Source organism: Photobacterium sp. Alg240-V54, assembly GCF_900537155.1.
In the GTDB taxonomy this organism is placed as follows: Bacteria; Pseudomonadota; Gammaproteobacteria; order Enterobacterales; family Vibrionaceae; genus Photobacterium.
Genome location: NZ_UNRL01000006.1, coordinates 74,968 through 96,822, shown reverse-complemented (window position 1 = coordinate 96,822; position 21,855 = coordinate 74,968). Strand labels below are relative to the sequence as shown.

General features: G+C 44.4%; 19 protein-coding genes and 1 other RNA gene. 17 read left to right on the top strand and 3 right to left on the bottom strand.

What is annotated here, in order from left to right:
• Both G6R09_RS14995 and G6R09_RS14990 read right to left on the bottom strand, forming a co-directional pair.
• Positions 1-372: a YraN family protein gene (locus G6R09_RS14995; protein ID WP_082955661.1), complete on the bottom strand. Its 372-nt coding sequence runs from the start codon at positions 370-372 to the stop codon at positions 1-3.
• Positions 353-2,212, bottom strand: a complete 1,860-nt coding sequence (locus G6R09_RS14990; RefSeq protein ID WP_163923293.1) for a penicillin-binding protein activator — start codon at positions 2,210-2,212, stop codon at positions 353-355. The genes G6R09_RS14995 and G6R09_RS14990 overlap by 20 nt, the downstream gene beginning before the upstream one ends.
• A gap of 61 nt (positions 2,213-2,273) precedes the next feature.
• Between G6R09_RS14990 and rsmI the strand changes: the two genes are divergently transcribed.
• The 17 genes from rsmI to lpxC all read left to right on the top strand — a co-directional run bounded on the left by rsmI (position 2,274) and on the right by lpxC (position 21,249).
• On the top strand, positions 2,274-3,134 hold the full coding sequence (gene rsmI / locus G6R09_RS14985; protein WP_065167028.1) for a 16S rRNA (cytidine(1402)-2'-O)-methyltransferase: 861 nt from the start codon (positions 2,274-2,276) through the stop codon (positions 3,132-3,134).
• A gap of 154 nt (positions 3,135-3,288) precedes the next feature.
• An RNA gene (gene rnpB, locus G6R09_RS14980) (RNase P RNA component class A) lies at positions 3,289-3,677 on the top strand.
• 271 nt (positions 3,678-3,948) lie between these two features.
• A complete protein-coding gene (gene mraZ, locus G6R09_RS14975) occupies positions 3,949-4,407 on the top strand; it encodes a division/cell wall cluster transcriptional repressor MraZ (protein WP_060998297.1) in 459 nt (152 codons plus the stop codon).
• A gap of 14 nt (positions 4,408-4,421) precedes the next feature.
• A complete protein-coding gene (rsmH, locus tag G6R09_RS14970; RefSeq protein ID WP_065167027.1) occupies positions 4,422-5,369 on the top strand; it encodes a 16S rRNA (cytosine(1402)-N(4))-methyltransferase RsmH in 948 nt (315 codons plus the stop codon).
• Positions 5,366-5,683, top strand: coding sequence for a cell division protein FtsL (ftsL, locus tag G6R09_RS14965; protein ID WP_163923291.1), 318 nt, complete (start codon positions 5,366-5,368; stop codon positions 5,681-5,683). Before rsmH ends, ftsL begins: the two co-directional genes overlap by 4 nt.
• A 3-nt stretch (positions 5,684-5,686) precedes the next feature.
• Positions 5,687-7,426, top strand: a complete 1,740-nt coding sequence (locus G6R09_RS14960; RefSeq protein WP_065167026.1) for a penicillin-binding transpeptidase domain-containing protein — start codon at positions 5,687-5,689, stop codon at positions 7,424-7,426.
• Positions 7,427-7,434: 8 nt separating this feature from the next.
• Complete coding sequence (gene murE, locus G6R09_RS14955) at positions 7,435-8,958, top strand: UDP-N-acetylmuramoyl-L-alanyl-D-glutamate--2,6-diaminopimelate ligase (RefSeq protein ID WP_065177361.1); 1,524 nt, start codon at positions 7,435-7,437, stop codon at positions 8,956-8,958.
• Positions 8,955-10,337 carry a UDP-N-acetylmuramoyl-tripeptide--D-alanyl-D-alanine ligase gene (gene murF / locus G6R09_RS14950; RefSeq protein ID WP_163923289.1) on the top strand — a complete coding sequence of 461 codons (1,383 nt, stop codon included), beginning with the start codon at positions 8,955-8,957 and terminating at the stop codon, positions 10,335-10,337. Before murE ends, murF begins: the two co-directional genes overlap by 4 nt.
• Complete coding sequence (gene mraY, locus G6R09_RS14945; RefSeq protein ID WP_065167023.1) at positions 10,337-11,419, top strand: phospho-N-acetylmuramoyl-pentapeptide-transferase; 1,083 nt, start codon at positions 10,337-10,339, stop codon at positions 11,417-11,419. The genes murF and mraY overlap by 1 nt, the downstream gene beginning before the upstream one ends.
• A 1-nt stretch (position 11,420) precedes the next feature.
• A complete protein-coding gene (gene murD / locus G6R09_RS14940; RefSeq protein WP_065177359.1) occupies positions 11,421-12,758 on the top strand; it encodes a UDP-N-acetylmuramoyl-L-alanine--D-glutamate ligase in 1,338 nt (445 codons plus the stop codon).
• Positions 12,758-14,086 (top strand): cell division protein FtsW, encoded by a 1,329-nt coding sequence (ftsW, locus tag G6R09_RS14935; protein ID WP_065167021.1) that lies wholly within the window; start codon positions 12,758-12,760, stop codon positions 14,084-14,086. Before murD ends, ftsW begins: the two co-directional genes overlap by 1 nt.
• Positions 14,073-15,137 carry an undecaprenyldiphospho-muramoylpentapeptide beta-N-acetylglucosaminyltransferase gene (murG, locus tag G6R09_RS14930; RefSeq protein ID WP_163923287.1) on the top strand — a complete coding sequence of 355 codons (1,065 nt, stop codon included), beginning with the start codon at positions 14,073-14,075 and terminating at the stop codon, positions 15,135-15,137. Before ftsW ends, murG begins: the two co-directional genes overlap by 14 nt.
• Before the next feature lie 15 nt (positions 15,138-15,152).
• Complete coding sequence (gene murC / locus G6R09_RS14925; protein ID WP_163923377.1) at positions 15,153-16,616, top strand: UDP-N-acetylmuramate--L-alanine ligase; 1,464 nt, start codon at positions 15,153-15,155, stop codon at positions 16,614-16,616.
• Between the two features lie 273 nt (positions 16,617-16,889).
• Positions 16,890-17,675 (top strand): cell division protein FtsQ/DivIB, encoded by a 786-nt coding sequence (locus G6R09_RS14920; RefSeq protein ID WP_065177358.1) that lies wholly within the window; start codon positions 16,890-16,892, stop codon positions 17,673-17,675.
• Positions 17,676-17,687: 12 nt separating this feature from the next.
• Positions 17,688-18,944, top strand: a complete 1,257-nt coding sequence (ftsA, locus tag G6R09_RS14915; RefSeq protein ID WP_065167018.1) for a cell division protein FtsA — start codon at positions 17,688-17,690, stop codon at positions 18,942-18,944.
• 32 nt (positions 18,945-18,976) lie between these two features.
• Positions 18,977-20,107, top strand: coding sequence for a cell division protein FtsZ (ftsZ, locus tag G6R09_RS14910; protein ID WP_065167017.1), 1,131 nt, complete (start codon positions 18,977-18,979; stop codon positions 20,105-20,107).
• A 224-nt stretch (positions 20,108-20,331) separates the two neighbouring features.
• Positions 20,332-21,249 (top strand): UDP-3-O-acyl-N-acetylglucosamine deacetylase, encoded by a 918-nt coding sequence (gene lpxC, locus G6R09_RS14905; RefSeq protein ID WP_065167016.1) that lies wholly within the window; start codon positions 20,332-20,334, stop codon positions 21,247-21,249.
• Positions 21,250-21,320: 71 nt separating this feature from the next.
• Here lpxC and G6R09_RS14900 read toward each other — a convergent pair whose 3' ends face one another.
• Positions 21,321-21,779, bottom strand: coding sequence for a DUF721 domain-containing protein (locus tag G6R09_RS14900; RefSeq protein WP_065167015.1), 459 nt, complete (start codon positions 21,777-21,779; stop codon positions 21,321-21,323).
• Between the last annotated feature and the right edge of the window lie 76 nt (positions 21,780-21,855).

Sequence of the window (21,855 nt, the reverse complement as noted above, 5' to 3'; positions counted from 1 at the left end):
CTAACCTTCAACTAATATGTTAGTAAACCACTCAATGTGGTGATGATGGCCCTGGATAGCAATGACATCAAATCGAAATTGGCAATGCTCAATCGAGTAGCCATTTTTGTGTAACCAAAAAAAAGCGGCTCGTTTGAGTTTTTGTTGTTTGCGCCAATTTACGGCTTCAGCTGCTGATCCGTAGTGAGCTTGAGCTCGGTATTTTACTTCAATAAACACCAAACATTTACCTTGTCGCATGATTAAATCAATTTCACCACTACGACAGCTAAAATTTCGTGCAATAGGCGTCAGATGATGGCGGCACAAATACTGTTCCGCCATCTGTTCATAGGCTTGGCCAATCTGACGATTATTGGGCAGAAGGCTCACCGCTGATAAGGCTTATGTTATCGGCTGCACTCGGCGCATTAGAGATAGGTGCTGTTGGCATATGGGTTGCAGTCAGCGGTGTTATACCGTGACTACTAAACTTGCCCCAATCGATTTCACGCTGAACAACACATTGATTATTAACTGATAAATCGCCAGTTTCCCCTTGTACGCTGTAATGACTATTAGCACGCATTTCAGGTAGCTTCTTGGCAATTAAGTAAGCATCCATACCAAAGGCATGCAGGCGAATACTGGTATTCCCTTGGTTTGGCCACAGTTGATTAAAGCGCTCCATATAACCTGGTTGCGGGTTAATCAGTAGTGGAATATCACTGACTTCAATACCGCGTAATTCACGATTACCATTATGTTTATCTGGATTACTGCGTGAGCTAGCGTAAATCTGAGCCGGATCACCACTTGGCGGCATTGATGCTTCAATGAAAGGCTTTAGCATCATCACTTCGTTACGACTAGCAACCATATAAATCGCATCAACATGACTGCCAGCACCAGTACTGAAAGCCTGCTTAATCTGCTGAGGTATTTGAGCTTTATTACCAAAATTTACGATCAATGCTGGTTGATTATCAAGCTGTAACCATTGTTGATTAAATGCCTGTGCAACACGCTGTCCAAAGCCATTTGATGGCACTAGGATGGCTGGGCTACGGTGGCCTTGGGCGTAAATACGTTCTGCAGCTTGCTGTGCTTCTTGCTCTGGAGACAAAGCAAAATAGCAAGCATTAGGTTTATTATTGCTGATTTGTGACGGCATGTTTAACGCCAGCATATTGATATGAGTGGTGTTATCTTGCTGAAACTCAGTAATAATATTTTTACGTAGTGGGCCAACAACAAACTGGGTACCGTTATGTTGCAGCTTTGCCATGATATCTGGCATTGATTGAGCTTCAGTATCATAAATATTGAGCTCATTACTGGTATCGCGACCTTTATCATCCATCATTGAGTTAATAAAACCATCGCGAACTGCTTTACCTTGTGCGGCAAAACGACCAGAAAGTGGTAATAATAACGCGATATTATCGAGCTTAACCGCCTTCATATCGATCAATGCTTTTAGATCTGCGGGTAGATATTGATTCGCAGGGTGATAAGGATGGCTATGAAGCCATTGCTCAAGCGCTTGCTTAAGTTGCATTGGTGGTAAAGTCGCGCTGTTTTTCAGCATCGCAAGTTCAACCCAGCCTTTAAGCACATTGTCGTTATCAGTCAGCTTAACACTGCCTAATTGAGCATTGGTATAACCGTTTAGATCATGCCAAACTTGTTGCCAGTTAGCGGCTTTTTGACTTTGATCTAAATAGTAATCAAGCTTAGTACGTTCACGTGCAGCTTGGAACGGGTGGTTTAACTGTTCCAATAAGTTAGCACGTAGGGTGTAATAACGCTGATACTGGCTTTTAGTTAACTGCCATGATGGCTGAAAATTTAAGCTATTGAGTGCAGCTTGTGGTTGACCTTGATGCTCACGTACCATGGCGCGCGCAAGTTGCCATTCAGCAATTTGAGTCGGGTTCATGGACTGTTGAGATAACTTAGCAATCCATTGATCGGCTTGTTGCCATTTATTTTCGAGGATCATCGCTTTAACAGCCATGATCTCCCAGTTAATGCGCTCAGCGCCATCACTGGTATTGGCTTTACTTAAATAGGCGGCTGAGCTTTGAGCGGCTACCGCAGTGATATCCGTTAATGGTACCTGCTGTTGGTTGTACAGGTTTGGCGTGCTACACCCTGCTAAAGCAACAGCAAGGGCTACAGGCGCCATCAGTCGTGATACACTTTTACGCTTATGGGTAAAATTGGGCATTGAATTTATTCAACTGTGACAAATTACTTTTGATATTAACTGCAGATGAGATCTTAGACAAATGAGTGAGAGCAATTCAGGCATGGTAGATGTCGCAACGTTGTACATCGTACCAACACCTATCGGTAATCTTGCTGATATAACGCAGCGCGCATTAGACGTATTAGCAAACGTAGATCTAATTGCTGCTGAAGATACACGTCATACATCGCGATTGTTGTCCCATTTCTCTATCTCGACCCGCACCTTTGCGCTTCACGATCATAATGAACAGCAAAAAGCTGACTTTTTGATTGAGAAACTTCAGGCAGGTACTAGCATTGCGCTGGTGTCGGATGCTGGTACGCCGCTGATCAGTGATCCAGGGTATCATCTTGTTAATCGCTGTCGTCATGCGGGTGTTAAAGTTGTGCCATTACCGGGTCCATGTGCTGTAATTACAGCCTTGAGCGGTTCTGGTTTACCTTCTGACCGTTTTAGTTTTGAGGGATTTCTTCCTCCGAAAAGCAAAGGTCGCCGCGATTGTTTTCAAGCATTAGCAGACGATGCACGAACATTGATTTTTTATGAATCGCCACATCGTATTAATGATTCCCTAAGTGATATGTTAGCCGTGCTTGGCCCTGAACGCCAAGTAGTATTAGCGCGTGAGTTAACAAAAACTTATGAAACTATCCACGGCGCACCACTTGGTGAGCTCATTGACTGGCTAGCAGAAGACAGTAATCGTGTTCGTGGTGAGATGGTTATTTTAGTGGCTGGACACCGTGCTATAAAAGATGAGTTATCGGTAGAGATTCTACGCACGCTAACATTACTAGCGAAAGAACTACCGCTTAAAAAAGCGGCGGCGTTAACCGCTGAAATTCACGGTGGTAAGAAAAATGCGCTTTATAAATGGGGTCTTGAAAATCTAGAGTAATAGCGCTATCCAGCGCCGGTGACTGTGCCAATTTAAGCTTGAGAGCGTGGTTTTTATCACCGAATTAAAATCAGACGCTGATTTTTTGTTCAAGCTGTAATTTTGGTGATTTTTTCACTGGTAACTGTGAGCGTTGTCTTATACAATTCGCGCCGGAGTTGGTCAGGTAATCGCTGCTTCGTTGGTAACCTTCGGGAAGTCAATGGAGGGGAGGAAAGTCCGGGCTCCACAGGGCAGGGTGCCAGATAACGTCTGGGGGGCGCAAGCCTACGACAAGTGCAGCAGAGAGCAAACCGCCGATGGCCCATTGCTTGCAGTGGTGCACAGGTAAGGGTGAAAGGGTGCGGTAAGAGCGCACCGCACGGCTAGTAATAGTTTGTGGCAGGGTAAACTCCACCCGGAGCAAGACCAAATAGGTCCCTAATGGCGCGGCCCGCGTTGGGGACGGGTAGGTTGCTTGAGTCTGTGAGCGATTGCAGACCTAGACGAATGATTGCCGCCGCGAAAGCGGAACAAAACCCGGCTTATCGACCGACTCCCTACATTTAGAGAAGGTGGTGTTTGATTACAAGCACCACCTTTTTTGCGTTTTATTTTCCGCCAAAATTACATTTCGCAATCAGGTTTTCTTAGCCACTGTTAGAAGTGTGTCTGAATTACTGCCTATTGCTTGACATCGTTTTTGTCTCATACGTACACTTTGTGGTGGGAATTTGTGGGGAAAAGTGGTGTTGTCTCATTATCTTTGTTGTTATTCTGCTAAAGTGAGTAATTAATCTACTCTTTTATCGTGTAATCTGACCGAGATCCCCCAATGTTAAGAGGTGCCACGAGCGTTGTTATTGATGATAAAGGCCGCTGGGCAATGCCTAAGCGTTACCGAGCGTCGTTAATTGAACAATGTCAGGGACACTTTGTTTGTACTATCGATCACCAGTTTTGTTGCTTGTTGCTATATCCCATCGATGAATGGGAACGAATTGAAGCTAAATTAGTACGTCTATCCAGCCTTCATCCCGCAGAGCGCCGCTTGCAACGATTATTGCTTGGGCATGCTTGTGAGTGTGAATTGGATGCGCAGGGAAGGATATTAATTCCACCGACGTTAAGACAATATGCTCAGTTAGCGAATAAAATTATGGTCGTTGGCCAGTTAAATAAATTTGAAATCTGGTCTGCGCCTTTGTGGCAACAGCAAATTGAACATGATATCGACCTTCAGGCTGAGGATGCGCCGGAACCTTCCCCGCGCCTTAGTGAGCTTTCACTTTAGCTGAAATTATATTTATGTCTGAGCAATTTGAGCACGTTTCCGTTTTACTTAATGAATCAGTAGACGGGTTAGCGATTAAACCCGATGGTATCTATATCGATGGTACTTTCGGTCGCGGCGGTCATAGCCGTTTAATTTTATCAAAATTAGGTGACAACGGTCGCCTTTACAGCATCGATCGCGATCCTCAAGCCATTGCTGAAGCGCAAAAAATTGATGACCCACGTTTTGAAATTATCCATGGCCCGTTTTCAGGCATGGAAAAATACATGCAAGAACGTGATCTGATTGGTCGTGTTGATGGTGTGTTACTTGATTTAGGTGTGTCGTCTCCGCAGCTTGATGATGCCGAGCGTGGCTTTAGCTTCATGCGTGACGGCCCACTAGATATGCGTATGGATCCAACATCAGGTATGTCTGCTGCTGAATGGTTAGCAGAAGCGGATGCTGATGATATTGCATGGGTATTAAAAGAGTTTGGTGAAGAACGTTTCGCTAAGCGTATTGCGCGTGGCATTGTTGACCACCGTGAAAACCCTGAAAAAGAGCCGTTAACACGTACGCGTGAATTAGCGAGTCTAATTGCTGAGGTGTCACCGTTTAGAGATAAACATAAACATCCTGCTACGCGTAGTTTCCAAGCGATTCGTATTTACATTAACAGTGAATTAGAAGAGATCGACACTGCGTTGCACGGCGCAATGAACACCCTTGCTAGCGGTGGCCGTTTATCAGTGATCAGTTTCCATTCATTGGAAGATCGGATGGTAAAACGCTTTATTCGTAAGCAGAGTAAAGGACCTGATGTACCTGCAGGTTTACCGCTAACAGAAGATCAAATTAAAGCGCTAGGTTGTGCTGATATGAAGCCTGTTGGTAAAGCAATCAAACCATCACAAAATGAACTTGGTTATAACACTCGTGCTCGTAGTTCTGTGCTACGTTTGGCCGAGCGTCTATGAAACCAACAGAATCTTCAATGAATCTGGCTAGCCTGATCGGACGAGACCTCGTCACGGTCGGGTTAGTGCCGCTGATTCTAGCCTTCGCTATCCTTATTTCTGCCTTATCTGTCGTTTATGTTACTCATGAATCTCGCCAATTAATTGCTCAGCAAGAAAAATTGCTAATGCAACGTGAGAACTATGATATTGAGTGGCGAAATCAAATTCTTGAAGAAAACTCGCTTGCCGAGCACAGTCGTATTGAACGATTAGCTGAAACTGAACTCAAAATGCAACGTCCATCTGTCGATAATGAAATAGTCATACATTAAAAGATGAAATTATTTAATCGTCCAAATAAAAAGACTCAATCCTCTAAGAGCACGCCATTTTTAAAATGGCGTTTTGCCATCATCTGCGGTTGTATTTTATTAGGTTTCTTTGGCCTAATTGCGCGTGCTGCCTATATTCAGGTACTTGAACCTGGTCGTCTTATTCAAGAGGGAGATGCCCGTTCACTACGAGTGCAGTTAATGCCTTCTGCACGTGGCATTATCTCAGATCGTAATGGTGAGCAACTGGCTGTAAGTGTGCCAGTACAAGCGGTGTATGCTAACCCGGTTGATATATTTAAACACGGTGGCCTTAGTGATACTAACCGTTGGAATGCGCTGGCTGACGTGTTGAATTTAAATCGTGCCAAGTTATTGCAACGCATCGAAAAAAATAAAAACCGCAAATTCATTTATCTTGCGCGTCAAGTTAGCCCACCGATGGCTAATTATGTCGAAAAATTAAAATTAAAAGGTATTGGTTTACGTGCCGAGTCGCGTCGCTTTTATCCTTCAGGTGAAGTTAGCGCCCAATTAATTGGTTTTACTGGTATTGATGGTCATGGACTTGATGGTATCGAAAAAACCTATGATGGTTGGTTAACGGGTGAACCTGGCCGCCGAACGGTACGTAAAGATCGTTATGGGCGTGTGGTTGAAAATATTTCCCAACAAAGCCGTCAACCGGGTAAACCGTTAGAGTTAAGTATTGATCAGCGCATTCAAGCGATAGCTTATCGTGCCGCGAAAGAAGGGGTGATGGATATTCCAGCGACATCGGTCAGTATTGCTATTTCAGATGTACGCACTGGTGAAATTCTGGCGATGGTCAATGCGCCATCATTTAACCCTAATGATCGCAATGATCGCCAGCCGTATAAAATGCGTAACCGCGTGATCACCGATACCTTTGAACCCGGCTCAACAGTGAAGCCATTTGTGGTATATACCGCGCTTAAAAATGGCGTTGTTAATGAACATACGTTGATTAATATTCCTCAAAGTAAGCATTTTCGTGTTGGCACTAAGGTGATCACTGACGTATCACGCATTGAGCCACTAGCAACGGTACAACGTATTTTACAAAAATCGAGTAACATCGGCGTGAGTAAATTATCGTTGGCAATGCCAGTGGAAGACATTCTTGATACCTACCGTAAGGTCGGCTTTGATGAGCCATCAGGTATTAACTTAATTGGTGAGACAACCGGTCATTTTCCTAATCGTTATCGTTGGTCTGACATTGGCCGCGCGACATTAGCTTATGGTTACGGTATTTCGTTAACACCGATTCAATTATTGCATGCCTACACCACCTTAGGTGCTTACGGTATTAAACGTCCACTTTCTATATTGAAAACAGAAAAAGTGGTACCGGGAGAGCAAGTACTCGATCCTAAAATAGCCAAGAAAATTCTGTTAATGATTGAGTCAGTAACCGATAAAGCCGGTGGTGGCGGTGGTTGGCGTGCTGCTATTCCTGGTTACCGTGTTGGTGTTAAAACCGGTACTGCTAAAAAAGCCGTTGCAGGTGGCTATGGTAATGATTACTTCTCATATACCGTTGGTGTAGCACCAATTAGTCACCCCCGCTTAGCAATAGTGGTGATGGTGAACGAGCCGAAGGGCGATAAATTCTATGGCGGTGCAGTTGCTGCGCCAATTTTATCCAAAGTACTTGGTGGTGCATTACAGATTTTAAACGTGCCGCCAGATGCTGATACGCTAAAAATAGATAAATGAGTGTGATCATGGCATTGGTTAAACAGGAAGTACAATTAGGCGCGCTGCTTGCGCCTTGGTTAACAGTGGATAATGTGCCTGCTGAATATGCACAATTGTTGTTAACGTCGATGACATTGGATAGTCGCCAAGTCACTGCGGGCTGTTTATTTGCGGCGGTGAAAGGCCACACCGTTGATGGGCGTCGTTTTATAACAAATGCCATTGCTGCTGGTGCGAGTGCAATTGTGGCAGAAGCTGAATCTATCGCCACTGATGGCGAGATTCAGTTTCAGAATGGCATCATCATTATCTATCTGCACGATTTAGGGCATAAGTTATCTGCTATTGCAGGGCGCTTTTATGCTGAGCCTGATAGTCAGCTTAAATTGTATGCGGTAACGGGCACCAATGGTAAAACCACCATTAGCCAGTTATTAGCACAGTGGGCAGATCTGATTGGTTATCGTGCTGGAGTGATGGGGACGACAGGTAACGGTTTATTAGCTGATCTGCAACCTGCGCTAAATACCACCGGTAGTGCGATTGAAATTCAACAAACCTTGGCGGAATTAGTCGCTCAAGGGGCCAATTTTGCAGCGATGGAAGTTTCTTCGCATGGTTTAGTACAAGGCCGTGTGAGCGCGCTGCATTTTGTGGCGAGTATTTTTACCAACCTTAGTCGTGATCACCTTGATTATCATGGTGATATGGCGCATTACGCGGCAGCGAAAAAAAGCTTATTTACAGGCCATGACAGCGGAATTGCAGTAATAAATGCCGATGATAGCGTGGGTCAGCAGTGGTTAGCTGATTTACCTCAAGCGGTTGCTGTTGCGATGAATGCTGAGGCTGTGGTTGCGCACTCAGGACCAAAATTGTGGGCGACTGCTGTCGATTTTAGTACTCAAGGGGTGACGATTTGCTTTGAATCAAGCTGGGGTAACGGTAAATTCACCGCGCCGTTAGTTGGTTCATTTAATGCGACTAATTTGTTATTAGCCTTGGCAACACTATTAGCGACTGGTCATGACATGGCAGCATTGTTGGCGGTAGCACCACAATTGCAAGCTGTGATTGGTCGTATGGAAGTGTTTCAAGATTCGACCGCCTCCAAAGCGATGATGGTGGTGGATTATGCGCATACTCCTGATGCATTAGAAAAAGCATTGCAAGCACTGCGAGTGCATTGTGATGGTCAGTTATGGTGTTTATTTGGCTGCGGTGGTGATCGCGATAGCGGTAAACGACCAATGATGGCTGCCATTGCCGAGCAATTTGCCGATCATATTGTGCTGGTTGATGATAATCCCCGCAGTGAAGATCCGCAGCAAATCATGCGAGACATGCAAGCGGGGTTAACCATAGCCACGGCTGCAACCGTGATTCATGATCGTGCTCAAGCCTGTGCTTATGCGCTTTCACAAGCCAACGCGAACGATATTATTTTGGTTGCTGGTAAAGGTCATGAAGACTACCAGATCCTTGCCGATCGTACGATCCACTATTCAGACCGCGAAACCGTGGCAGCACTTTTTGGAGAACAGCGATGATCAAGGTTCAATTGAGTCAGTTACAAGCAGTATTAGCGGCTGAATTAATCGGAGATGATACTGAGATTGCTGTGGTATCAACCGACACCCGTGCGATTGATGACGACACTCTTTTTATTGCGCTTATTGGTGAACGTTTTGATGCCCATGACTTTTGTCATAATGCGGTTGAAAACGGTGCTAAAGCATTATTGGTTAGTAAGCGCTTAGCGTTAGATATTCCGCAATTAGTGGTCGCTGATACCCATCAAGCCTTGGGTCAGCTAGGGGCATGGCTAAAAGCTAAAATGACCGCTGAGCATGGTTTAAAAACTCTTGCTTTAACGGGAAGTTGTGGCAAAACTACCGTCAAAGAAATGGCGGCAGCTATTTTAGCTACTAAAGGTAAAGTGCTCGCAACCGCAGGCAACTTTAATAATGATATTGGTGTACCACTAACATTATTACGCTTAACACCTGCCGATAACTTTGCCGTGATCGAACTGGGTGCTAATCACTTAGGTGAAATAGCCTACACCACGGCATTGGTAAAACCTGATGTGGCATTGATTAATAATCTGGCAGCAGCTCACCTTGAAGGTTTTGGTTCGTTAGCAGGCGTTGCCAAAGCCAAAGGTGAAATTTTTAAAGGGTTAACCGCAGCAGGGCAAGCGGTGATTAATCTTGATTCTAATCGACTTGAGATGTGGCAACCGTTACTGGCTGGGCATACTGTGGCAAGCTTTTCTGCTACCAGTGATAATAGCGACTATTTTGCAACTGCAATCAAGATTAACCCGCAAGGTTTAGCGTGTTTTATGATGCAAACTCCACAAGGTGCTATTGAAATCAGCTTAACGCTTGCTGGAATGCATAATGTCAGTAATGCTTTGGCTGCGGCAGCATTAACCATGGCATTAGGGGCAACCTTAACCGAAGTTAAACTGGGTTTAGAAACCGTCACTAATGTCAAAGGTCGATTAGCGATCACTGAACCACGGTCAGGGTTACGGTTAATTGATGATACTTATAATGCTAGCGTTGCTTCTGTTAAAGCTGCGATTGATGTGCTGTCTAGCTTTAGCGGTCAACGTTACTTTATTCTTGGTGATATGGCTGAACTGGGCGCAGAAAGCGACAGTTTACACCGTGAAGTCGGCGAATATGCGCGTGAAAAACAGTTTGATGGTGTGATGACATTTGGTCGTGCCAGCGCTGTTGTTAGTCAATTAAATAATGGTCAGCATTTTAGCGATAAAACTGCATTGATCGATGAACTTAAACAAAAATTACATCAACAACTTAGCCAACATCATACTTCACAAGTGACTGTGCTTGCCAAAGGTGCGCGTAGCTCACATATGGAAGATGTTATTATTGCCTTGCAGGAAGATAAATAATGATTTACTGGTTAGCTGACCACTTTCAGTCCTCAATCCCTTTTTTCCGTCTGTTTGAATACCTGACGTTTCGCGCCATCATGAGTATTTTAACAGCGTTACTGTTCTCATTGTGGCTGGGTCCGCGCATGATTGCGCGTTTACAAATGTTGCAAATTGGCCAAGTGGTACGTCATGACGGCCCTGAGTCACACTTCAGTAAGCGTGGTACGCCAACCATGGGCGGGATCATGATTTTAGCTGCAATTACCTTAACGGTATTATTGTGGTGTGATCTGAGCAACCCTTATGTGTGGGCGGTATTGGCTGTCATGCTAGGTTATGGCGCAGTAGGTTTTGTTGATGATTACCGTAAAGTTGTCCATAAAAACACCGACGGCTTAATTGCGCGTTGGAAATATTTCTGGCAATCAGCCATCGCACTTGTGGTGGCTTTTGTGCTTTATGCTTACGGTAAAGATACTGCAGCAACCCAACTCGTAGTGCCGTTCTTTAAAGATGTGATGCCGCAATTGGGTCTGGCTTATATCGTACTGACTTATTTTGTCATTGTTGGCACCAGTAATGCGGTTAACTTAACCGATGGTCTTGATGGCCTAGCGATTATGCCAACAGTGATGGTTGCTGGTGGTTTTGCCTTTATTGCATGGGCAACAGGTAACTACAACTATGCCGAATACCTGCATATCCCTTATTTAAGTAATGCCGGTGAGTTAGTTATTTTGTGTACCGCAATTGTGGGTGCCGGTTTAGGTTTCTTATGGTTTAACACTTACCCTGCGCAAGTATTTATGGGCGATGTAGGCTCATTAGCATTAGGTGGCGCACTGGGTACGATTGCAGTATTAGTTCGCCAAGAGTTTTTATTGGTGATCATGGGTGGTGTATTCGTGATGGAAACCGTATCGGTAATTCTACAAGTTGGCTCGTTTAAATTGCGTGGTCAACGTATTTTCCGTATGGCACCGATTCACCATCACTACGAATTAAAAGGCTGGCCAGAACCACGTGTTATCGTCCGTTTTTGGATCATCACGTTGATGCTGGTATTGATTGCATTAGCAACATTGAAGGTACGTTAATATGAATGGCTTGGTTGGTATTAATAAGGTGGTAGTGATAGGACTTGGTATGACAGGTCTATCTGTCGTTAACCATTTAGTACGATTACCACAATCGCTGGATATTAAAGTGATTGATACCCGCGATAATCCACCAGGCCAAGACCAATTGCCCGCAGGCGTTGCGATGTGTGCTGGGCAGTGGAATTTAACATGGCTGTTAGATGCTGATTTGATTGTAGCTAGCCCAGGTATTGCATTAGCAACTCCTGAGTTATTGTTAGCCGCACAAGCAGGAATTGAGCTTGTCGGCGATATCGAGTTATTTGCCCGTGCAGTTAATAAGCCCGTGGTTGCGATCACTGGATCTAACGGTAAAAGTACCGTCACCAGTTTAGTTGGTGAAATGGCTAAAGAAGCTGGCATCAATGTTGGTGTTGGCGGCAATATTGGTTTTGCAGCGCTGGATATGTTGGCGCAAGATCATGATCTTTATGTGTTAGAACTATCAAGTTTTCAGTTAGAAACTACTTCATCATTAGCGCTTGAAGCGGCGGTATATTTAAATTTATCTGAAGATCATATGGATCGCTATCCTGGCGGTTTAGCCGATTACAGTAACGCCAAAATGCGCATTTTTGATCATGCCAAATTAGCCGTTTATAACCGTGATGATCTTGCTACTAAGCCGTTATTTAACGGTGCCATGACCAGTTTTGGTTTTGATAGTGGCGATTATGGTTTAGTTAGCGTTGATGGTGCAGAATGGCTCGCTATAGCCGGTGAGCCATTAATGGCGGTGAGTGAGATCGCTTTAGTTGGACGCCATAATGTGGCTAACTGTTTAGCGGCATTAGCGTTAGCTGACGCGGTCGGCATTGATCGCCACGCGGCGTGCCAAGCAATGCGTCGTTACACCGGACTTGCTCATCGATGCCAACTTGCGGTTAATCAGCATGGTGTTAAATGGGTTAATGACTCTAAAGCAACCAACCTTGCCAGCACGGTGGCGGCATTAACTGGCTTGCAATTGGCAGGCAAACTGCATTTATTAATGGGCGGCGATGGTAAAGGTGCTGATTTCAGTGAACTTAAACCTGTTTTGGCTGACTTAAATGTACAACTTTATTGTTTTGGGCGTGATGGCCATTTATTTAGCGAACTGGTAGAGGATGCGATAAATGTCGCCACTATGAGTGAAGCAATGGATCGTGCAGCAGCAGCAGTACACGCTGGCGATATGGTTTTATTATCACCGGCATGTGCCAGTTGGGATCAATTTGCCAACTTTATGGCACGCGGTGATGCTTTTGTTGAACAAGCCATTCGGCTTCAAGATTCAGTCTCAGGAAATATGTAATGTTAAAAATGGCCCGTAACGGATTATCGGTAGTATCTGGCTGGTTTTTAAAGCCAGCTAAACCGATTCTGTATGATCGCCAATTAGTGTGGATAGCAATAGCCTTAATGATTACCGGTTTAGTCATGGTAACCTCAGCATCCATACCTATCGCTACTCGTCTTACTGGTATTCCTTTTTTCTTTGCACTTCGACATGCGTTTTTTCTCGTGTGTTCATTAGTGATTGCAGCGATTGTAATGCGGGTTCCATTAGCAAGGTGGGAAAAGTATAGCGTACCAATGTTACTCACCTCGATCTTATTGTTGGTCGTGGTATTAGTCATTGGTCGCTCGGTTAATGGTGCGGCACGCTGGATTCCACTTGGGGTGTTTAACTTGCAGCCTGCCGAAGTTGCTAAACTGTCATTATTTGTGTTTCTAGCGGGCTATTTAGTTCGTAAAAAGGATGAAATTAGGTCTAATAAACTTAAAGTTAGTTTTATAAGTTTTTTTAAACCGCTTTGCGTACTCGGTATTATTGGTTTTCTATTGCTGCAACAGCCTGACTTAGGTTCGTTCGTGGTAATGTTCGTTGGTACCATTGGCATGCTGTTTCTTGCTGGTGCGCGTTTATGGCAGTTCTTAATGATGCTGGCTTTGGCATTGGCTTGTATCGGCATGCTGATCGCGTTTGAACCCTATCGTCTGCTACGTGTGACCTCGTTCTTAAATCCATGGCAAGATCCATACGGTAGTGGCTATCAGTTAACTCAGTCATTAATGGCATTTGGTCGCGGAGACTGGTTTGGTCAAGGTTTAGGTAACTCGATTCAAAAACTGGCTTACCTTCCTGAAGCACATACTGACTTTGTGTTTGCGGTATTAGCCGAAGAATTAGGTTTGATTGGGGTTATCGTGGTATTGACGCTGTTATTTGCGTTAGTGTTTAAAGCGATCATTATTGGCCGTAAATGTCTTGAAGATGGCTTGCTTTTTGGTGGCTATCTGGCATCTGGATTTGGTATTTGGTTTGCATTCCAAACCTTAGTTAACGTTGGCGCAGCAATCGGAATCGTACCGACTAAAGGCTTAACACTACCGTTGATCAGTTATGGTGGTTCGAGCTTATTTATTATGGCTGCCGCGGTGGCAATTTTGATTCGTATTGATTTTGAACAACGGGTTGCCGCTAAATTCTCATCAGAGCAACCAGCTGATGTTGATGATGAAGCATTAGATAATATGGACATAGCGGTTGAGCAAGGATCTTTAGGTTTACAGAGCCTAGCCACTGCTGAACATTCACAACGAGAACAAGATAAAAAGCATTCTAATGACAAAGAATAAACGTTTATTGGTGATGGCTGGTGGTACTGGCGGTCACGTATTTCCTGGACTTGCCGTTGCACGCCAATTACAGCAACAAGGTTGGGAGATTCGCTGGTTAGGTACCGCGGATCGTATGGAAGCAGAATTAGTACCAAAGCATGGTATTGATATTGATTTTATTAAAGTAAAAGGCCTACGCGGTAGCGGCATTGTAGCGTTACTTGGCGCGCCATTTAAAATTATCAAAGCTATTTTTCAAGCCCGCAAATACATTAAAGCATGGCAGCCTGATGTCGTGCTTGGCATGGGCGGTTATGTCAGTGGTCCTGGCGGTGTAGCTGCTTGGTCGCTTGGTATTCCGGTGGTGTTGCATGAACAAAATGCTGTCGCAGGTCTTACTAATCAATGGCTCGCTAAAATCGCCACCAAAGTATTGCAAGCATTCCCAGGTGCATTTAAGAATAAGCCAGTCGTGGGTAATCCTGTTCGCCAAGATGTAACGCTATTGTCATCACCTAAGCAACGTTTTGCTGAGCGTAGTGGCCCGATTCGCGTGTTGGTGATGGGCGGCAGTCAAGGTGCGCGTATTTTAAACCAGACCATGCCTGAAGTAGCAGCGTTGTTAGGTGATAACGTTACGATTTGGCACCAAGCCGGTAAGGGCAATCAGCAATCGACGCAGCAAGCCTATGCTAAAGATACTCAAACAGCGCATAAAGTGACGGAGTTCATTGATGATGTTGCTGCCGCGTATGGTTGGGCTGATTTAGTGGTTTGTCGCTCTGGCGCATTAACGGTATCTGAGCTATCAGCCGCTGGCGTTGGCGCGATCTTTATTCCTTTTATGCACAAAGATCGTCAACAAGCCTTAAATGCCGAACATTTAGTGGCGTGTGGTGCCGCTAAAATGATTGAGCAACCGCAATTAACCGTTGATGGTTTAGCACAACAAATTAATCTATTAAATCGTATTGCGCTTGAGCACATGGCTTGTGCTGCGCGTAATGCCGCTATCATTGACGCAGACCAACGGGTTGCTGATGTGATCAAATCACTAGCAAAGAATTAAACAGGAACAAAAGTGATGAGTAAACTGGATAACCAGCAATTAGCAAAGATTCGAACTATGGTGCCCGAGATGCGCCGAGTCGAACGGATCCACTTTGTTGGTATTGGTGGTGCTGGCATGAGCGGCATCGCAGAAGTATTAGTTAATGAAGGTTATCGTATTAGTGGGTCGGATATTGCACCTAATGCGGTTACTAATCGTTTGACAGCCAAAGGGGCTGAGATCTTTTTTGGTCATGCGGCTGAAAATGTTGAAGGCGCAAGTGTGGTCGTGGCATCAACGGCTATCAGCAAGCAAAACCCTGAATTATTAGCGGCAACAGAATTACGTATTCCAGTGGTACGTCGTGCTGAAATGTTGGCAGAGCTCATGCGTTACCGTCATGGTATTGCGATTGCAGGAACCCATGGCAAAACCACCACCACAGCACTTGCGACGCAAATCTATTCTGAAGCAGGGCTTGATCCAACATTTGTTAATGGTGGCTTAGTTAAAAGTGCAGGCACCAATGCTCGTTTAGGCTGTAGCCGTTATTTAATTGCTGAAGCAGATGAAAGCGATGCCTCGTTTTTACACTTACAGCCAATGGTGTGTGTAGTCACTAACATTGAAGCTGACCATATGGATACTTATGGTGGCGATTTTGAAGTGCTAAAACAGACCTTCATTGATTTTATCCATAACCTACCATTTTATGGCTTAGCGGTGATGTGTATTGATGATCCTGTGGTACGTGAATTGTTGCCACGCGTCGGTCGTCCAATGCTGACTTACGGTTTTGCTGAAGATGCTGATGTACGCCTAGTCAATTACACTCAAACCGGTCAGCAAGGTCACTTTACGGTATTACGTAATGATAAGCCGGCGCTGAACATTACCCTTAATATTCCTGGCAAACACAACGCATTAAATGCAACCGCGGCGATTGCTGTTGCGACCGAAGAAGGTGTTAGTGATGATGCCATTATGCGGGCTTTAGTTGAGTTTGAAGGTACTGGTCGTCGTTTTGATCATTTGGGTGAGTTTGAAACCGGTAACGGTAACGTGATGCTGGTTGATGATTACGGTCACCACCCAAGCGAAGTTGATGTAACGATTCAGGCAGCACGTGCTGGCTGGCCTGATAAACGCTTAGTGATGGTATTTCAACCACACCGTTACAGTCGTACTCGCGATTTATATGATGATTTTGCCAATGTACTTGAACAAGTCGATGTATTGGTGATGCTGGATGTTTATGCTGCTGGTGAAACACCGATTGCAGGTGCTGACGGCCGTTCGCTATGTCGCACGATTCGTTCTCGCGCCAAAATAGATCCTATCTTTGTGCCACAAGCAGAGAATTTGCCTGCAATTCTAGCCAATATTATCCAAAATGATGATTTAGTTCTGACACAAGGTGCAGGTGATGTTGGCAAAATAGCTCGCCAGTTAGCAGAGTTGCAGTTAAATGTCGTCGCTATGCGTAATGATACTTAGAAGGCATTTATTGCTACCAATGGTATCGTAAATACAGATCACTGGCTGAAAATTGGATATTCCATCGCCAGTGATTGCTATTTTTTGCGATTTCTCGATAAATAGACAAATTTATTGTCAGGTTATGCTCGGAAAACGCCTAATGAGTGTTGGAGTGGGTCGAGTTGCTCGGTATAATCGTTTAACTTTGCTCGTTATACCTGACTGAGCGCACCATCGTAAAATACTTTTATGGAATGGTTTGGCTGAAATGGTAAGGTAAATAGACACGCGATGACTGAAGAAGTCGTAAATAAAGAGCATATATCATCCTCTCCTCGTGGTTTAAAACGCTGGGGAGGATTGGCATTTTTTCTCTTTGTCATAGGTTTTACGGTTTGGCTTGTCAGTGCTACCAAAGACTGGATGACGGATGCAAACCGATTACCCTTGTCAAATTTAGTGATTCAGGGGCAGTTGCATTATCTGACTAAAGATGATGTTAGACAGTCAATATTACATTTAAATCATCTGGGTACTTTTATGACCCAAGATGTAAATAGTATTCAAGCATCGGTAGATACTCTACCTTGGGTTGCTCAAGCTGCTGTACGTAAACAATGGCCGAATACTATTAAAGTCTTTTTGGTTGAAAACCAACCTGTCGCCGAGTGGAATGGTACTTATTTAGTTAATCGTTCTGGTAACGTTTTTAAGGCGCCGGCATTACAAGTGGCAGGATTAGGGTTAACCAATCTGATTGGTCCTGAAGATAGTAGTCAAAAGGTTTTAGCTGGATTGCGTGAAATGCGTCCAGTGCTGAAAAAAGCGGGTTTTGGAATTGCATCATTAGCCTTTAATGAACGTGGTTCTTGGCGCGTGGTATTAAAAAACGGAATTATACTTGAGTTAGGGCATGAAGCTCGAATGCAACGTATAAAGCGTTTTATCGAGATTTATCCTGAGTTATTGAAGCAGGATAAGCCGATTAATTATGTAGATTTGCGTTATGATACTGGCGCTGCTGTGGGTTGGAAAACAAAACCGGAGTATGAAAACCATGCGCCGGCTAAAAAATAAGAGCGTGCACTGATGACTAAGGCTGCAGATAAAAAACTCATAGTTGGTCTTGATATCGGCACTTCCAAAGTTTGTGCTTTGGTAGGGGAAGTCCTTCCCGATGGCAATGTTAATGTTATCGGTGTAGGTAGCAGCCCGTCACGCGGAATGGATAAAGGTGGGGTTAATGACCTTGAGTCAGTAGTAAAGTCAGTTCAGCGTGCTGTTGATCAGGCTGAACTTATGGCTGACTGCCAAATTGGTTCCGTGTGTTTGTCGCTATCAGGTAAACATATTAGTTGCCAAACAGAAAAAGGCATGGTGCCTATTTCTGATAAAGAAGTAACTCAAGATGACGTCGATAATGTTATTCATACGGCGAAATCAGTAAAAATAAGCGATGAGCAACGTACGTTGCATGTGATTCCACAAGAATTTGCGATTGATTACCAAGAAGGGATTAAAAACCCAGTTGGTTTATCTGGTGTTCGTATGGAAGCAAGTGTTCACTTGATCACTTGCCATAACGACATGGCGCGCAACATCGTTAAAGCAGTAGAGCGTTGTGGTTTGACCGTTGATCATCTGATTTACTCAGGATTAGCAGCAAGCCAAGCTGTACTGACCCCAGATGAGCGAGAGCTCGGCGTATGCGTGGTCGATATTGGCGGCGGTACAATGGATCTTGCTATTTGGTCTGGTGGTGCATTACGTCATGCGGAAGTGATTCCTTATGCGGGTAATGTAGTTACTAGTGATATTGCTTATGCGTTTGGTACACCGCCGGGTGACGCTGAAGAAATTAAAGTGAAATACGGTTGTGCACTGAGTGAGTTGGTGAGCAAAGATGCTAAAGTGGACGTACCTAGTGTAGGTGGCCGTCCATCGCGGAGCTTGCAAAGTCAAACACTCGCAGAAGTGATCGAGCCTCGATATAGTGAATTGCTAGGGTTAGTAAATCAAAAATTACTAACCGTACAAGATCAATTGCGAGAGGCTGGTGTTAAACACCACCTAGCAGCGGGCATCGTCCTTACCGGGGGCGCTGCACAAATGGAAGGTTTAACTGAATGTGCTGAGCGCGTTTTCCGCAATCAAGTACGTATAGGACAGCCTCTTGAGCTAAGTGGATTGACTGACTATGTTCAGGCTCCACCTTATGCTACCGCAGTAGGATTACTGCACTACGGAAAGGATAGTCAATCATTTGATGAAAATGCTCTTGAGCCGAAACGCTCGGTAACAGGAATATTTTCACGAATCAGTGGTTGGTTCGAAAAGAATTTTTAAACCTGATGCGAACAGGATAACGGAGAGAACAAATGTTTGAACCGATGATGGAAATGTCTGATGAAGCTGTAATTAAGGTCATTGGCGTTGGCGGCGGCGGCGGTAATGCTGTCGATCACATGGTACGTGAGTCTATTGAAGGCGTGCAGTTCATTAGTGTTAACACTGATGCACAAGCTCTTCGTAAAACAAGCGTAAGTACTGTTATTCAAATCGGTGGTGATATCACTAAAGGTTTGGGTGCTGGTGCTAACCCACAAGTGGGTCGTGATTCAGCGTTAGAAGATCGTGAAGCAATCAAGAAAGAGCTTGAAGGCTCTGACATGATCTTCATTGCAGCGGGCATGGGTGGTGGTACCGGTACTGGTGCTGCGCCAATCATTGCTGAAGTGGCTAAAGAGCTTGGTATTCTTACTGTTGCTGTTGTGACTAAACCATTTAGCTTCGAAGGTAAGAAGCGTATGGCATTTGCAGAGCAAGGTATTGATGAGCTTTCTAAGCATGTTGACTCATTAATCACTATTCCTAACGAAAAGCTACTTAAAGTACTTGGTCGTGGTATCACATTACTTGATGCCTTTGCGAAAGCAAACGACGTACTTAAGAATGCGGTTCAAGGTATTGCCGAGCTAATTACTCGCCCAGGCATGATCAACGTCGACTTTGCGGACGTACGTACCGTGATGTCGGAAATGGGTCATGCAATGATGGGTAGTGGTGTTGCTGCTGGTGACGACCGTGCAGAAGAAGCTGCTGAAATGGCAATTTCTAGCCCACTACTAGAAGATATTGATCTAGCGGGCGCACGTGGTGTACTTGTTAACATCACTGCCGGTATGGATATGCGTCTAGACGAGTTTGAAACTGTGGGTAACACAGTTAAAGCATTCGCGTCTGATAACGCAACAGTGGTTATTGGTACTTCACTTGACCCTGATATGACTGATGAACTACGTGTAACCGTAGTAGCAACAGGTATTGGTAAAGAGTGCAAGCCTGATATCACACTAGTAACGTCATCTAAGCCAGCGCCAGTTGTTGCACAGGAACAACCTGCTGCAGTTGCTGAAGAGAAGCCTGCTGAAACTCAGCAAGCTAAATCTCAAGGTGCTGATCATGACTACCTAGATATTCCAGCATTCTTGCGTAAGCAAGCGGACTAAAATAGCCATCATATTGATTGTGGTACTAATTTTAGTTAAGTGAGCCATGCATCTTTTGTTTCACCGCAAAAGGTGCATTGTTTCACCACAGTGAATTATTTTGGATATTTTTTGGGTTATGGTATGATAAGTATTCGATTCGCCACTTTGGCGTTGCGAATAGTTTCTATTCACCTAATTAGTTTGCAAACAAAAGTTTGTTTAACCGTTGAGATATAAAGCAGATGATCAGACAACGTACACTTAAAAGCATTGTGCAGACGACTGGTGTGGGCCTCCACTCTGGACGTAAAGTGACGCTTATTCTGCGTCCTGCAGCCGCAAATACTGGCGTGATTTATCGCCGTACTGACCTTAATCCACCTGTGGATTTTCCTGCGAACGCAGACTCAGTGCGCGATACCATGTTATGTACTGCTCTTGTTAATGAGCAAGGCGTGCGCATTTCAACTGTTGAGCACTTGAATGCTGCACTAGCCGGTATGGGTATCGATAACGTAATTATCGAAGTTGATGCGCCCGAAATTCCAATTATGGATGGTAGCGCAAGCCCATTTATTTACCTGCTTCAATCAGCAGGTATTGATACGCTAAATGCGCCGAAGCGTTTTTTACGTATTAAAAAGCCTGTTCGCATTGAAGATGGCGACAAGTGGGCGGAACTCGTGCCTTTTAACGGTTTCCGTCTGGATTTTGCTATCGACTTTAACCACCCTGCGATTGATTCAGATCAGCAGCGTCTAGTGTTAGATTTTTCAAGCCAGTCTTTTGTTAAGAAGATTAGCCGTGCGCGTACTTTCGGTTTCATGCGTGATATCGAATACCTTCAGTCACAAAATTTGTGTCTTGGTGGTAGCTTTGATAACGCGATTGTATTGGACGACTACCGTATCCTGAACGATGATGGTTTGCGTTTTGACAATGAACTTGTTACTCACAAAGTATTGGATGCCATTGGCGACCTTTACATGTGTGGTCATAATATCATTGGTGAGATGCGTGCTTATAAATCAGGTCATGCGCTTAACAACCAACTACTGCGTGCAGTATTGGCTGACCAAGAAGCCTATGAGTGGTCAACCTTTGAAGATGAGCGTGAAGTGCCAGTCACTTTTGCGCAACCGGGTATGGTATTGGCGTAAATCACGCAATAGCCTTGTATTAAAAAACGCCGAGCATTTATGTTCGGCGTTTTTGTATCTGTTGGTTGTGATTAGCTGGTTTTCTTTTTCGCCAACTTTGCTAAGCGCTCTAAACAAGCTTTGACTTTATCAGGTGCATTGGCTGCGGTGGCTAACAAGTGCTGAGCAGCAACATCGCTGATCGGTTTTTGAATAATATCAGGAATTTTATCTTGCTTACGAATCGCAACTGCTGCCAGTGCTGGGTTTACCTTGACCTCAATATCACGCAATTTAGGCAATAACTTCTCGCGTAATTTGATCATTAATTGGTAGCGTTCATAATTAAGTCGCATCGACCATGCCGCTGAGGCGGTTTCAATGATCAGTACCCCTTGACGATAATTACTGACACGACAGTGTTCAGCACAATTTAAATGCGTTTTGACTGCAGTATCAAGTTGGCTTAATGCCGCTGCGCGTTGTTGAATTGACGTTAGACCATCACTGTCGAGCAGATGAGCTGGGGTTTGTGGGCGATGATCTCTCATGATTTTAGTTCCTGAATATTCAACAGCATAAAAATGTTACTTTTGCGAATATGATCTTAATTTTTGATAGATAAAC